Source organism: Enterobacter sp. V87_3 (genome assembly GCF_029967835.1).
In the GTDB taxonomy this organism is placed as follows: Bacteria; Pseudomonadota; Gammaproteobacteria; order Enterobacterales; family Enterobacteriaceae; genus Enterobacter; species Enterobacter cancerogenus.
Genome location: NZ_JASCAM010000012.1, coordinates 42,457 through 56,898, shown reverse-complemented (window position 1 = coordinate 56,898; position 14,442 = coordinate 42,457). Strand labels below are relative to the sequence as shown.

At 57.2% G+C, this 14,442-nt stretch carries 14 protein-coding genes; 10 read left to right on the top strand and 4 right to left on the bottom strand.

From position 1 onward, the window contains the following. Window positions 1-18 precede the first annotated feature (18 nt). The 3 genes from hslR to QLG21_RS04455 form a co-directional block, all read right to left on the bottom strand. A complete protein-coding gene (gene hslR, locus QLG21_RS04465; protein WP_006177885.1) occupies window positions 19-420 on the bottom strand; it encodes a ribosome-associated heat shock protein Hsp15 in 402 nt (133 codons plus the stop codon). Further along, window positions 417-1,100, bottom strand: coding sequence for a GMP/IMP nucleotidase (yrfG, locus tag QLG21_RS04460; RefSeq protein WP_006177884.1), 684 nt, complete (start codon window positions 1,098-1,100; stop codon window positions 417-419). The genes hslR and yrfG overlap by 4 nt, the downstream gene beginning before the upstream one ends. Before the next feature lie 63 nt (window positions 1,101-1,163). Further along, on the bottom strand, window positions 1,164-3,302 hold the full coding sequence (locus QLG21_RS04455) for an intracellular growth attenuator family protein (protein WP_058609484.1): 2,139 nt from the start codon (window positions 3,300-3,302) through the stop codon (window positions 1,164-1,166). Window positions 3,303-3,628: 326 nt separating this feature from the next. Between QLG21_RS04455 and nudE the strand changes: the two genes are divergently transcribed. Further along, the gene (nudE, locus tag QLG21_RS04450; RefSeq protein ID WP_006177881.1) at window positions 3,629-4,189 is read left to right on the top strand and encodes an ADP compounds hydrolase NudE; all 561 of its coding nucleotides are present in this window, start codon (window positions 3,629-3,631) and stop codon (window positions 4,187-4,189) included. 79 nt (window positions 4,190-4,268) lie between these two features. Here the strand turns inward: nudE and mrcA are convergent, their stop codons facing one another. Continuing rightward, window positions 4,269-6,821, bottom strand: coding sequence for a peptidoglycan glycosyltransferase/peptidoglycan DD-transpeptidase MrcA (gene mrcA, locus QLG21_RS04445; protein ID WP_282483953.1), 2,553 nt, complete (start codon window positions 6,819-6,821; stop codon window positions 4,269-4,271). Between the two features lie 120 nt (window positions 6,822-6,941). Here mrcA and pilM point away from each other — a divergent pair, with 120 nt between their 5' ends. The 9 genes from pilM (at window position 6,942) to dam (ending at window position 14,434) form a co-directional block, all read left to right on the top strand. Beyond that, a complete protein-coding gene (gene pilM / locus QLG21_RS04440) occupies window positions 6,942-7,718 on the top strand; it encodes a pilus assembly protein PilM (protein ID WP_282483952.1) in 777 nt (258 codons plus the stop codon). After that, window positions 7,715-8,218: a PilN domain-containing protein gene (locus tag QLG21_RS04435; protein WP_282483951.1), complete on the top strand. Its 504-nt coding sequence runs from the start codon at window positions 7,715-7,717 to the stop codon at window positions 8,216-8,218. Before pilM ends, QLG21_RS04435 begins: the two co-directional genes overlap by 4 nt. 84 nt (window positions 8,219-8,302) lie before the next feature. Then, window positions 8,303-8,677 (top strand): HofO, encoded by a 375-nt coding sequence (locus QLG21_RS04430; RefSeq protein WP_282483950.1) that lies wholly within the window; start codon window positions 8,303-8,305, stop codon window positions 8,675-8,677. Then, a complete protein-coding gene (locus tag QLG21_RS04425; RefSeq protein WP_282483949.1) occupies window positions 8,667-9,032 on the top strand; it encodes a HofP DNA utilization family protein in 366 nt (121 codons plus the stop codon). The genes QLG21_RS04430 and QLG21_RS04425 overlap by 11 nt, the downstream gene beginning before the upstream one ends. After that, complete coding sequence (gene hofQ, locus QLG21_RS04420; protein WP_282483948.1) at window positions 8,974-10,212, top strand: DNA uptake porin HofQ; 1,239 nt, start codon at window positions 8,974-8,976, stop codon at window positions 10,210-10,212. Before QLG21_RS04425 ends, hofQ begins: the two co-directional genes overlap by 59 nt. A 286-nt stretch (window positions 10,213-10,498) precedes the next feature. Beyond that, on the top strand, window positions 10,499-11,020 hold the full coding sequence (gene aroK / locus QLG21_RS04415; RefSeq protein WP_006177873.1) for a shikimate kinase AroK: 522 nt from the start codon (window positions 10,499-10,501) through the stop codon (window positions 11,018-11,020). Between the two features lie 57 nt (window positions 11,021-11,077). Then, window positions 11,078-12,166: a 3-dehydroquinate synthase gene (aroB, locus tag QLG21_RS04410; protein ID WP_282483947.1), complete on the top strand. Its 1,089-nt coding sequence runs from the start codon at window positions 11,078-11,080 to the stop codon at window positions 12,164-12,166. Between the two features lie 92 nt (window positions 12,167-12,258). Continuing rightward, window positions 12,259-13,554, top strand: coding sequence for a cell division protein DamX (gene damX / locus QLG21_RS04405; protein ID WP_282483946.1), 1,296 nt, complete (start codon window positions 12,259-12,261; stop codon window positions 13,552-13,554). Between the two features lie 67 nt (window positions 13,555-13,621). After that, window positions 13,622-14,434, top strand: coding sequence for an adenine-specific DNA-methyltransferase (gene dam / locus QLG21_RS04400; RefSeq protein ID WP_006177870.1), 813 nt, complete (start codon window positions 13,622-13,624; stop codon window positions 14,432-14,434). The last annotated feature ends 8 nt before the right edge of the window (window positions 14,435-14,442 follow it).

Sequence of the window (14,442 nt, the reverse complement as noted above, 5' to 3'; positions counted from 1 at the left end):
TCTCTCGTGCAGGTGAGGTTATTCGCTCTCACCGTGTTTAAATTTCATCAGATCGCGGCGCTCTTTCTTATCCGGTCGCCGGTCCGGGTGTGGCATCGTCAGCGCGTTCATTTTGCGCGCCAGCGCGGTTTTCTCGCGCTTCTCAATGCTTTCTGCCGTCTCTTCATAAAGCAAAACGGCTTCGGTTGCGGGGCGCCGCTGCTCGGTGATGGCTTTTACCACCACCGTTTTTTCATCGTTGCCCTGGCGAAGCGTCAGGGTGGCATTCAGTTCAACCAGCTTGCTCGGTTTGCTGCGCTGGCCGTTGTAATGCACTTTGCCGCCGTCAACCATTTCACGGGCAAGGGCACGCGTTTTATAAAAACGGGCAGCCCACAGCCATTTATCCAGTCTTACCCCATCAACGGGCTTTTCTTTCATGGCGTCTCCTTCACGGTGAGTGAGGGGATCATCCGGCGATAATCGTTCAGCCCCGGATGCCGCACGTAGCTTTTCTCGGCCAGGCCAGAATCAGGATTGGTCACGCCCAGGCAGTAGCGGATCCCGAACGTGGCGGCCGCATCCAGAATCGGCTCGCTGTCATCAATGAACAGGGTTCGCTCCGGCTGTAAACCGGTCTCTTCCGCAACCGCATGCCACAAACGCTGATCCTCTTTCGGATAACCAAATGTGTGGGTGGAAAGTAATAAATCAAGGTGCGCAGCAAGACCGGTGTGTTCCAGCTTCACGGCCAGGTTATGAGGATGCGCGTTGGTCAGCAAAATACGGCGCTTGCCGCTTGCTTTCAGGGCATCCAGGAACGGCACCGTGTCTTCACGCAAGACGGCGCGCGGCCCCTGCGTCGTCGTCATGGCACAAATATCCAGGCCGAGGCGCTCGCTCCAGTAATCAAGACAGTACCAGTTTAGCGTATGCTGCACCGCGCTATATTGCGAACGAATGAATTCCTGTGCTTCTGCGGCGGAGATACCCTGCTGCTCGCCATAGGTTTCCGGCACCAGCTTTTGCCAGAAGTAGTTATCAAAGGCGAGATCGAGCAGCGTGCCGTCCATATCCAGCAGGACGGTATCGACGTCCTGCCAGGCGATATCAAGATGCATAAGGGAAACTCCAGCCAGAAGAAACGTGCGCGACAGGGTAGCACAACTTGTCGCGCGGTGACGTTATCCGATCAGGCTCTCGGGGGCGGAGATAAGCTGAGGATTAAGGCAGTTTTCATAATATTGCTGGATGTCGGCCAGACGCGAACGCGAGCGCTGATAGCGGCGTACCGCCAGATAGCCGTTGCAAATAATGCACACCAGCATCGTGAGCATCAGCAGGGAGGTGCCAATGTAACGCCATAACCCGGCGCTATCCGGCATGCGGTGCAGGCCGATATGACGTGTGCCGTTGGCATCGGTATAAATTCCCGTTACGATCCCTTCTGCGGTGAACGGCGTTTGCATCAGCATCTGCGCCAGCCGCTGGAATTCACCCCACTGCTCCTGAGCAGGGTAGTCGTAAAGAGAGACCTGAGGATAAGGCTGGTCGACCAGGTCGCTGCCCTCATCGCTGGCGATAACAAAGCCGCCCGGTGCCGGGCTGTTTAGCGCCTGCGCCGCACGGGTGGTTTCGCGCATCACGAACGGCGCGGTGGACGTTGCCACCAGGTTGTCCAGCGACTCGGCGCTGACCGGGCGCAGCAGCACGTTGACGCCATCCAGTCGTCCCGCTTCGGCGCGTTTCACCAAAGCATCCCAGTCTTTGCTGTTACCCAGGTTCACCAGGGCGTTTTTAAGGCGCACGCACTCGTCCTGAGCGGAACACAAATCCTCTGTCTTCAGCACGATTTCACCGAAGTCATCGAGCAGTACCATGCCGGATTTTTGAATTGCCGAGCGCAGCGCCGGGCTGACGCGAGAATCATCATCCGGTTTGGGGTGAAGCTGGCGGTTGACCGTCTGGGTGAGCGCATTGGCTTTGGTGACGATATCCGATTCCGGTAACGGCAGGGGAGGCGCGTCGTTCCAGATAATTTGCGAACAGTCGAACGGCATAAACGGTGAATTCTGACGGGTGTTCCACGCGCCCGGCGCATGGATATTACACATCCCGGTTCCCTTCAGACGCAGCGTATCGCCGACGCGCACGCCCGCGTCGTCCAGCTGTTTAACGCTGGTGGCTTCGACGGTTTGCGCCCCTTTAAACCACGACAGGGTGAATTTGATCGGCATATCCAGCGGAACGAAAAGCAGCAGCATCGCGAAGACCAGTGCGGCCCCCCCGGCGATCACCGTGCTGCGCAACCAGTGCTGAAGCGGGAAGTTTTTCACTTCATCATGCAGGGAGAGATACCGCCCCTGGCGCACAACGTGGCGGTCGAGGTAGATATCAATATCCGTTTTATGGCCTAAATCCTGGACGATCCACGGTTGCCAGTGGCGCGGGTAGATCAGATCGATAATGCCAAGCGAGATATTGTTGAGATGTTCCTGATCGTTCTCGCCGAACAACCCCCAGCGCTTTGGCGTTCCGCGCAGGCAGTGGATTTCACGCAGCGAAGTTTTCGCGGGAGGGGCATACAGGCCCCATAACCCGGCGGCCAGCAGCAGGATAGCCCCCCCGGCGAGCCACGGCACGAACACGTCGGGCGTGAGCAGGCAGAAGAAAAACAGCAGGAACGCGACCACGATCAGCACCGCTTCGCGGATGCCATCCGGGCGGCTCAGGGCGTACTCTTCATGCGTCTCCTGACGGATGTTCAGCAGCTCAATCTGCTCGGTCTCTTCACCCCGAATCGAGGCCTGCGTGGAGCTTGCACGCTCCAGCGCAAAGCGCGGCGCTTCCTGAACGTATTCGCTCAGGGTGTGGCCGTTAAGCGTAATCACTAGCGGAAGGGCGTCGGTATGGATCAGCTCTACGCTGTTCTCATCGTTGATGTACTGCTCCCAGAAAGGCGGCAGATGCACCTCAACCGAGTCGAGGTAGTAGCGCCATTTATTGGGATCGTCGGTAGTGATGCCATAGCGGGTAATGGAACGCGTCACGCACAGCACCGTATCGCTTTGCGCGTTCAGGTTGAGCGATACCGGCGCGGCAGTCGCACCCGTCGGCCCGGGCGATTGCTGAGAGCGATTAAGCGTTTCAAGGTATTGTTCAACTGCGCTGCGTTCTTCTGGCGACAGCTTACGCGTGGTCGCGCCAGCAAAAGCGTTCAGGAAGGGCAGCCGATATCGGCGATGTACGCGACGCCTGTATAGCCACCCTGCAATCATTGCGCCGGCCAGCATAGCAGCGAGAAAAATCAAAATGGTGCTCATGCTTTCCCCATCTTACTTAATTTTCTTACAGGTGTAGTCAGTTGCACCTTTAAAAATGAAACAGAGTCTGTGGTTGGCTATCGGCAAGTAAGGAGTCGAACTTGAGCATTTTGAAGCGCATCCCAGTGATCGATGATGATAGCAAAGCCTGCCATGGCGCGATATCAGCAAATTCCTGGAAACATTTCAACCTCTTGACTTTTCTTTTGAATTGAGAACTACATCCTTTTACGTTGCAAGAATGTAAATAAAGAACAATTGACATTGCCGAAACCGTGCGGCATATCGCACAATAAAGCCAGATCACACAGCAAAGACCCATCAAGATGAGCAAACCACTACAAAAACCCACCATTCTGCACGTTGAAACGGTCGCGAAATCGCGTCTGTTTAATGTCGAAAGCGTGGACCTGGAGTTCAGCAACGGTGTGCGTCGCGTTTATGAACGTATGCGCCCGTCATCGCGCGAAGCGGTGATGATCATTCCCATCGTTGACGATCATCTGATTTTGATCCACGAATACGCTGTGGGAACGGAATCCTATGAGCTTGGGTTCCCGAAAGGGCTGATTGACCCGGGCGAGTCGGTGTTTGAAGCGGCAAACCGCGAGCTAAAAGAAGAGGCGGGTTTTGGCGCAAACGCGCTGTCGTTCCTCAAAAAACTGAGCATGGCACCGTCCTACTTTTCCAGCAAAATGAACATTGTGGTGGCGGAAGACCTCTACCCGGAATGGCTGGAAGGGGACGAGCCTGAGCCGTTGCCGCAGGTTCGCTGGCCGCTGGCGCATCTGATGGATCTGCTGGAAGAGCCGGACTTTACCGAAGCGCGTAACGTGAGTGCGCTGTTCCTGGTGCGGGAATGGCTGAAAGGACAGGGGCGGCTGTAGCCCATAAAAAAGCCGGGTGGCGGCGTCGCCTTACCCGGCCTGCGATGTTATGCCCGATTTTCATCGGGCATTTTATTTTTTAAAACAGCTCGTGCGTCTCGCCGTTATCAATCAGCTCTGTACCCACCTCATGCACCGCCTGCGTGGTTGGCTGGGTGCCTTCGATGAAATACTCTGCACGACTGTTGCCGCCGTTCGCCAGCTGCCCGGTGCTGCGGTCAATATTAACCGTTACTATGCCAGGTGGTGGCGTCAGCGGCTGCTCCGGCACTCCTTCCAGAACGGATTTCATGAACGCATCCCAGGCTGGCTGAGCGCTTTTCGCGCCGCCCTCATAACCGGAGATCTGATCTTTGATCGCGCCGGAAGCGGTGGTGCGGCCCAAATCGCGACGGTGATCGTCAAAGCCGATCCAGACGGAAGTCACCACGCCCGGGCCGTAACCGGAGAACCACGCGTCTTTCGAGCTGTTGGTGGTCCCCGTTTTCCCGCCGATGTCGTGGCGCTGCAAATCGCGCCCTGCACGCCAGCCGGTGCCCTGCCAGCCTGGCTCACCGAAGATGTTGGTGTTCAGCGCGCTCTTAATCAGGAATGAGAGCGGAGTGTTGATCACGTGCGGCGCATACTCAGGCGCGCCGGTTTGCGCGACCAGCGCCTGGTTGGCCTGCTCCAGCTGCGGCTGCGGTACGGTTGAATTCTGCTGCTCCTGCGAGATAGCCACATCTTCCATATCCTTGTTCTCAAGCACGTTCGACTTCGGCGTATCGCCGTAAATCACCGGGATATCGCACTCGGCACAGGCGATTTTCGGTTTGGCTTCGAACAGAACGCCGCCCTGGTCGTTCTCAATTTTACTGATGAAATACGGATCGATCAGGAACCCGCCGTTTGCCATCACCGAGTACCCGCGCGCAACCTGTAGTGGGGTAAACGAGGCTGAACCCAGCGCCAGCGATTCAGTGTGAACGATGTTCTGCGCCGGGAAGCCGAAACGCTGCAGATACTCTGCGGCATAATCAACGCCCATCGCGCGCATCGCGCGTACCATCACCACGTTTTTCGACTGTCCCAGCCCCTGACGCAGGCGAATAGGGCCTGCATACTGCGCCGGCGAGTTTTTCGGCTGCCAGTCGGAACCGGCCCCGGCATCCCAGCGGGAAATCGGCACGTCGTTGAGGATGCTGGCGAGCGTCAGGCCTTTATCCATCGCCGCGGTGTAGAGGAACGGCTTGATGTTCGAGCCAACCTGACGCAGTGCCTGGGTGGCACGGTTAAACTTGCTCTGGTTGAAATCAAACCCGCCCACGAGGGCGATCACCGCACCGTTTTGAGGATTGATCGACACCAGCGCAGAGTTCACGTCCGGCACCTGCGCCAGCCACCAGGCATCTCCCACCTGGCGAACCCAGATCTGCTGACCCGTCTGGACGGCGTCGGTCACTTTACGTGGCGTTGGCCCCTGCAGGGTGTCAGACCGGTACGGTCGTGCCCAGCGGATGCCCTCCATGCGCAGCGATACCGAGGTACCGTCGGCCAGCATGGCCACCGCTTCCTGCGGATCGGCCTGGGTAATAACCGCAGGCAGCAGCGGGCCGTAGGTCGGCAGCGATTTCAGCGAGTCGGTGATTTTTTTGCTGTCCCATGCGCTTTCGCCCACTTTCCACAGCACGTTCGACGGACCGCGATAGCCGTGGCGCATGTCGTAATCCATCACGTTGTTACGCACCGCCTGCTGCCCTGCCTGCTGACCTTTGCGGGTCACCGTGGTGTAAACGCGATAGCCATCTTCATAGGCTTTCTCACCGTAACGCCTGACCATTTCCTGGCGAACCATTTCCGTGAGATACGGCGCGGAAAACGCGATCTCCGGGGCATGGTAGTTGGCATCGATAGCATCGCTGCGCGCCTGGTCATACTCGTTCTGGCTGATATAGCCTTCGCTCAACATACGCGACAACACAACGTTACGACGCGCCGTGGCACGTTCCAGCGAGTACAGCGGGTTAAACGTTGAAGGCGCTTTCGGCAGACCCGCGATAGTCGCCATTTCGCTTAAGGTAAGCTGCTCGATAGGCTTACCGAAATAGACCTGCGCCGCCGCCCCCACGCCATAGGCGCGGTAGCCCAGATAGATCTTGTTGAGGTAAAGCTCAAGGATCTCATCTTTGCTCAGCAGTTGCTCAATGCGGATGGCGAGGAACACCTCTTTAATCTTACGCATCAGCGTCTTTTCAGGGCTGAGGAAGAAGTTACGCGCCAACTGCTGCGTAATGGTACTCGCCCCCTGCGACGCATGGCCGGAGAACAGCGCGACGCTGGCGGCGCGGAAAATCCCCACCGGATCGACACCGTGGTGCTCGTAAAAACGGCTGTCCTCGGTGGCAATAAAGGCCTTCACCATGACGGGCGGAATTTGGTTTAAGGTCAGCGGGATACGGCGTTTTTCGCCATATTGCGCCATGAGCTCGCCATCGGCGCTATAGACCTGCATTGGGATCTGGAGACGCACATCGCGAAGCGTGGCGACATCAGGCAGCTGCGGCTCAATAAATTTGTACAAACCATAAATCGAGCCTGCTCCCAGCAGAATGCAACAGACTGCAAGGATCAATAAATACTTTACGAACTTCACCGGAGATTTCCCATTTGGTTTCACTTGGGCAGTTTCTAAACAATCGCGCGGTAGTATAAAGGCAAGCCTGATTCATTGATATAGCCGTCAACCTGACGGGCGATAAGGAGATCGTGAAGCATGGCTTTCAATACATGGCAAACGGGCGTTCATATTCAACAAGATAAGGTAATGATTGTTGCACTGGTGCGCGAGAAAACGGCCTGGCGTTTGCGGCGCTGGTGGGCCGTTCCACTGGCGCAAGGCATCATCAGCGAGGGCAAAATTCACAAGCCTGACCAGCTGATTGACGCGCTACGCGGCTGGCGGCGAACGTTGCCGCATTACCACCGGGTTTTCCTCGCCTTTCCCGCAGCGCGAACGCTGCAACGGTCGTTTCCCCGGCCCACCCTGACGCTTTGCGACAGCGAGCAGGTCTCCTGGGTCAGCTCTGCCCTGTCGCGCGAGCTGGAGATGCCAGCCGACGCGCTGTGCTTCGATTATTCTCAGGACACTTTCAGCAGCACCTGGCATGTCACGGCGGCACAAAACAAAGAGGTGGCAACGCTCCTGGCGTTGGCGAAGGCGCTACAGCTGCGCCTGGTGGCCATTACGCCCGATGCGGGCGCGCTGGCAAACTTTCTCCCGGCGGTGGCCCCCGCCTCGTGCGTGGCCTGGCGGGATAAAAGCCAGTGGCTGTGGGCGATGCGCCACCAGTGGGGACGACGTCCGATTGATGACGCGGCCGACATATCCGGGCTGGCCGCGCTGCTGGCGCTTTCTGCATCGGATATCGCGCTCTTTGATGCGACGCGCGATCCCTGGGAAACGCTAACGCGCTGCCAGCCGCCCTTACCCGAAAACGGTGCGGATTTTACCGTCGCCCTGGCGCTGGCGATGAGTGAGGTGCCCGCATGATCCCGGCAAACCTTTTACCCTGGCGACAGTATCGCCGGACGCGCTGCCTGCGCTTATGGGGCGTCATGTTTACGGGCTCGCTGGTGATGATCCTGACGGCATTGTCAGCCTTGCGGGTAGATAAGCTCCTGGCCCTGCGCGCGCGACAAAGTGAATGGGCGGGTATACACGCGGTTGAGCAGACGCTGAAAGCCCGCCAGCTGGCGTGGCTGGCTGCGCAAAAACACGCGGCGGTACCGGAAGCCGCGCCCCGGGTGGCGTGGCGACCGGTTCTGACCTCGCTGTCGGCGCTGATCCCGGAGCAGGCGTGGCTCACGGAGCTGCGCTATCAGCCGCCGGGGCTGGTGCTGACCGGTTATGCCACTACGGCTCCGGCCCTGACGGCGATGCGGGATGCGCTCGGGCGCGTGGACGGGTTTAGTCCCGGCACCGTGGGGGCGTTGCAGCAGGATAAGCAGGGCCGCTGGGCGTTTACCTTTCAGCTGAAACATCAGGGGTAGCGCGTGGAGAGGCTGGTTGAACGCTGGTGTACAAGCCCTCCGTGGTTGCGGGTGCTCTGCTGGGCGCTGTGCAGTACTGCGCTTGTGGCGATCGGCTGGGCCGCGTTGCTGCGGCCATTGGCGGAACAGATCGCCGAAGCACAACATCAGGTGAGTGTCGCGGGGCGAACCAACGCCTCGCTGTGGGCTGCTGTGAGAAAAATCCCGACCGAAACAGAGGAGCCGGTTGCCCCTGTGGTCAGGTCATTTTCACCGCTGGATTTTCAGGCCAACGGCACCCGACTGGTCCACTGGAAGCCCCTTTCGCACGGCGGGGAGCTGGAGCTTGATGCCGACTGGGCGGCGATCCCCGGCATCTTTGCACAGCTGGAACAGTGCAACGTCAGGATCGGCACCTTCGTGATAACGGCCGAATCAGGCCGGTTGCGCCTGCGAATGGAGCTGCAACATGGGGCATAACATGCGGTTAATGATTGTCGCCTCGCTGGTGTGCCTCACGGGCATGCGCGATCCGTTCCAGCCCCCGGCAGACACCTGTCTTACCGGGCTACTGCCGCAATGGCGCTATCAGGGAAAGGTGAACGACGTGGGTTTTATGCAGGACGGGCAACAGCGCTGGCATCGTGTGAAGCAGGATCAGCGATTGCTTCCCGGATGGCGCGTGATGGCAATGGATGAACAGCAGCTGACTGTTGAGGTTGGCGAAACGTGTGACCCTCGGCAATGGATATGGCAACGAGAAGGAACGAAAAAGCATGAAGATAAGGACAGCCCTGTTGTTAATGGCCCTCAGCGCATCGCTGTGGGCCGCTGAGCCAAAACCGGTCACGCTGGTAGTGGATGAGGTTCCTGTGGTTCAGGTGCTGCAGGCGCTGGCGACGCAGGAGAACCGCAATCTGGTGGTGTCGCCTGATGTAAATGGCTCGCTTTCGCTCAGCTTAACGCGCGTCCCCTGGCGCAAGGCGCTGCAAACCGTGGTGAATAGCGCCGGGCTTGTCCTGCGGGAGGAGGGCGGGATTTTTTATGTCCATACGGCAGCCTGGCAGCAGGCACAGCAAACGCGTAAGGCGCAAGAGCAGGCCCAGAGACAGCTCGACGCGCCGCTTGTCTCTCACGGCATCTCTTTTTCCTATGCGGATGCCGGGGAGCTACAGAAAGCCGCGGAAAAGCTGCTCAGCCCGAAGGGCAGCCTTTCCGTGGACAAGCGAACCAACCGCTTGCTGGTAAGGGATAACCAGACGGTACTGGATACGCTCGCGCGCTGGGCCGAGCAGATGGACCTGCCGATCGACCAGGTGGAACTGGCGGCACACATTGTGACCATCAATGAAAAAAGCCTTCGCGAGCTCGGCGTGAAGTGGAACCTTGCTGAGGCGTCAGAGGCGGGGCGGGTCGGGGAGGTGACGGCGCTGGGCGCGGACCTGTCGGTTGCCAACGCCACGACGCACGTGGGGTTTAATATCGGGCGCATCGATGGCAGGCTTTTGGATCTGGAGCTGTCGGCCCTTGAGCAGAAACAACAGGTCGATATTATCGCCAGCCCACGCCTGCTCGCGTCGCACATGCAGCCAGCCAGCATCAAGCAGGGCAGTGAGATCCCCTATCAGGTTTCCAGCGGTGAAAGCGGGGCAACGTCGGTGGAGTTTAAAGAGGCGGTGCTCGGCATGGAGGTGACGCCGGTGGTACTGCCGGGAGGACGCGTGCGGCTCAAATTACACATCAGCGAAAATATGCCAGGGCAGGTTCTGCAGCAGGCTGATGGCGAAACGCTGGCCATCGATAAACAGGAGATTGAAACTCAGGTTGAGGTCAAAAGCGGTGAAACCCTGGCGCTGGGCGGCATTTTCTCGCAAAAAAATAAAACCGGCAGCGATAGCGTGCCGGGGCTGGGGCGCATCCCCTGGCTTGGACAACTTTTTCGCCATGACGGGAAGGATAACGAGCGGCGGGAGCTGGTAGTGTTTATTACGCCACGGCTGGTTGGCATTCACTGATGGGCGACGATCCCCGCAATGATTTTGCATACAGATTGTTGCAGATGTTTGACGTGGGGCATGAATTAGCATACAAGGAGTACCGATTTGAATCGGACTTACGTCTTATTACCTTATGCGTTTGGTACGGTGATTTAATCAGTTGCCAAACAAGCCGGAGTATTGAGATAATTTTTAGTCTGACTCTCGCTCTATTGCATATGAGGTTTCAGTTCATGTCCCGCTACGCTGGGTGTCTTCGAAGCGGGGATTACCATTAACGAATAGTCTTAGTAGTACCGAAAAAATGGCAGAGAAACGCAATATCTTTCTGGTTGGGCCTATGGGTGCCGGCAAAAGCACTATTGGGCGTCAGTTAGCTCAACAACTCAATATGGAATTCTACGATTCTGATCAAGAGATTGAGAAACGAACCGGAGCGGATGTGGGCTGGGTCTTCGATGTAGAAGGCGAAGAAGGTTTCCGTGACCGAGAAGAAAAAGTGATCAACGAACTCACGGAAAAACAGGGCATCGTGCTGGCGACTGGCGGCGGCTCTGTGAAATCTCGCGAAACCCGTAACCGTCTCTCCGCCCGTGGCGTTGTGGTCTATCTTGAGACGACCATCGAAAAACAGCTGGCACGTACGCAGCGCGATAAAAAGCGCCCGTTGCTGCAGGTTGAAACGCCGCCACGCGAAGTTCTGGAAGCCCTGGCCGGTGAGCGCAATCCTCTGTACGAAGAGATTGCGGATGTTACCATTCGTACTGACGATCAGAGCGCTAAAGTGGTTGCAAACCAGATTATTAATATGCTGGAAAGCAACTGATTCTGGCTTTATATACACTCGCCTGCGGGTAAAAGCATTTAAGGTGGATGTCGCGTCATGGAGAGGATTACAGTTACTCTCGGGGAACGTAGTTACCCTATCACCATCGCGGCTGGTTTGTTTAACGACCCAGCTTCCTTCTTGCCACTGAAAGCGGGTGATCAGGCGATGCTGGTCACCAATGAGACGCTGGCTCCGCTTTATCTCGACCGTGTGCGTCACCTGCTTGAGCAGGCGGGCGTAAAGGTCGACAGTGTGATTCTGCCCGATGGCGAGCAGTATAAAAGCCTGGCGGTGCTCGATACCGTCTTTACCGCATTACTGCAAAAACCGCACGGTCGCGACACTACACTGCTTGCCCTGGGCGGCGGTGTTGTCGGCGATCTTACGGGGTTTGCGGCCGCCAGCTATCAGCGTGGCGTGCGCTTTATTCAGATCCCCACCACGTTATTGTCTCAGGTCGACTCCTCCGTTGGCGGCAAAACGGCCGTTAACCATCCGCTCGGCAAAAACATGATCGGTGCGTTCTACCAGCCGGTCTCGGTGGTGGTGGATCTCGACTGTCTGAAAACGCTGCCTGCACGCGAACTGGCGTCTGGCCTTGCAGAAGTGATCAAATACGGCATTATTCTTGATGGCGAGTTCTTTAACTGGCTGGAAGAGAATATGGACGCCTTGCTACGCCTTGACGGGCAGGCACTGGCGTACTGTATCCGCCGTTGTTGTGAGCTGAAAGCAGAAGTGGTGGCAGCAGACGAGCGTGAAACCGGCTTACGTGCTTTACTGAATCTGGGGCATACGTTTGGTCACGCCATTGAAGCCGAAATGGGCTATGGCAACTGGCTTCACGGCGAAGCGGTGGCTGCCGGAATGGTGATGGCAGCGCGGGCATCTGAACGTCTGGGCCAGTTTAAACCGGAAGAGACGGCGCGTATCATCGCACTGCTTGAACGCGCAGGCTTACCGGTAACCGGTCCGCAGGAGATGTCTGCACAGGCGTATTTACCCCACATGATGCGCGATAAAAAAGTATTGGCAGGCGAGATGCGTCTTGTACTCCCGCTTGCAATAGGGAAGAGTGAAGTACGCGGCGGAGTGTCGCACGACGTGGTTCTTGGCGCTGTGGCTGATTGCCAGCAGGCCTAACAACTAGAAAGGTCAGGCCGCCGTAACAGGTGGTCGTTTAGCTTCAGGTGAAATGCAAAGACGTTGGCATAAGCCTTTGAGTGGGGTGTTAAATGGATGAATTCAAACCAGAAGACGAGCTGAAACCCGATCCCAGCGATCGTCGTACTGGTCGTTCTCGTCAATCTTCAGAACGTGATAACGAGCCGCAGATCAATTTTGACGATGTCGATCTGGATGCAGACGATCGTCGTCCTTCGCGCAGCCGCAACGCACGCGATGAGCGAGAAGAAGAAGATTACGAGTCTGAAGAAGATTCAATGGACGAAGAGCCTGTAGAGCGTCGCCCGCGTAAGCGTAAAAAAGCGGCGGCGGCAAAACCCGCTTCCCGTCAGTACATCATGATGGGACTTGGCGTACTGGTGCTCTTGCTGCTGATTATCGGCATCGGCTCCGCGCTAAAATCACCGTCTACCCACTCAGGCGAGCAAACCGCGTCCACTGAGAAGAGCATCAACCTTTCAGGCAACGATGCTGCCGATCAGGCCAATGGCGCGCAGCCTGCTCCGGGCACGACGTCTGCCGAGCAGACTGCGGGTAATCCGCAGGATGTCTCTCTGCCGCCGGTCTCTTCGACGCCGACTCAGGGCCAGACGGTCATTGCGCCGGAAGGCCAGCAGCGTGTTGAGGTTCAGGGCGACCTGAATAATGCGCTGACGCAACCTCAGAATCAGGAGCAGGTGAACAACGTAGTGGTTAACTCTACGCTGCCAACCGAGCCTGCGACCGTTGCACCTGTTCGCGGCGGTAATGCCCAGCAGCAGACTGCGGCGACGGAAACCAAACCGCGCCAGACGCATACGCAAACGCAGACCGCGCCGCGTCAGGAACGTAAGCAGGCGGTGATTGAGCCAAAACGTGAAACTAAGCCTCAGACCGTTGCAAAAGCGCCTGAAGTGAAGGCACCGGCTCAGCCAAAACGCACAGAAACGGCAGCGGCAAGCGAACCGGCAAAAGCGCCAGTGACGCAGACTGCACCGAAAGCGACGGCGACGACCACGGCACCGGCTGCGACAGCCGCACCGGCTGCGACAGCGTCTACGGGTGCATCGGGTAAAACGGCGGGTAATGTGGGTTCTCTGAAATCTGCGCCTTCCAGCAATTACACCCTGCAGCTGAGCAGCTCGTCGAACTACGACAACCTCAACGGTTGGGCGAAAAAATCAAATCTGAAAAACTACGTGGTTTATCAGACGACCCGTAATGGCCAGCCATGGTATGTCCTGGTGAGCGGTGTTTACGCATCGAAAGATGAAGCGAAACGTGCCGTTGCATCACTGCCAGCCGATGTTCAGGCGAAAAACCCATGGGCGAAGCCAATTCATCAGGTCCAGGCCGATCTGAAGTAATGTTTAAAGCGCAGGATGCTGTCGGAGCTTTCTCCACAGCCGGAGAAGGTGTAACCAGTTAGTCAGCATGAAAAAAAATCGCGCTTTTCTGAAATGGGCAGGGGGGAAATACCCCCTGCTCGACGATATCAAAAAACACCTGCCAAAAGGCGAGTGTCTTATCGAGCCCTTTGTGGGGGCGGGATCGGTGTTCCTGAATACCGATTTTTCGCGTTATATCCTGGCGGATATCAACAGCGACCTGATCAGTCTTTATAACATCGTCAAACTGCGTACCGACGAGTACGTGGATGAGGCGCGTAAACTGTTTACGCCTGAAAACAACAACCCGGATGTCTACTACCAGTTCCGCGCTGAGTTTAACCAGTGTCAGGAGCCGTTCCGTCGCGCCCTGTTGTTCCTCTATCTCAACCGTCATGGCTACAACGGCCTGTGCCGGTATAATCTTCGTGGTGAATTCAACGTGCCGTTTGGCCGCTATAAGCGTCCTTATTTCCCGCAGGCTGAGTTGTACCACTTTGCTGAAAAAGCGCAGAACGCGGAGTTTCACTGCCTCTCTTATGAGGAGTGTATGGATCGCGCTGACGTCAATTCGGTGGTCTATTGCGATCCGCCTTACGCGCCGCTGTCTGCCACCGCAAACTTCACCGCCTATCACACCAACAGCTTCAGCCCGGCTGAACAGGCTCGTCTGGCGGAGATGGCGGAAAAACTGGTCAGCAAAAGAATTCCGGTGTTAATTTCGAATCACGACACGCCTGATACGCGCGAATGGTACAAAGCCGCGAAACATTTTCAGGTTAAGGTGCGGCGCAGCATTAGCAGCAATGGCGGCACGCGTAAAAAGGTGGACGAACTCCTGGCTCTGTATCGACCCTGAGCCGTTTT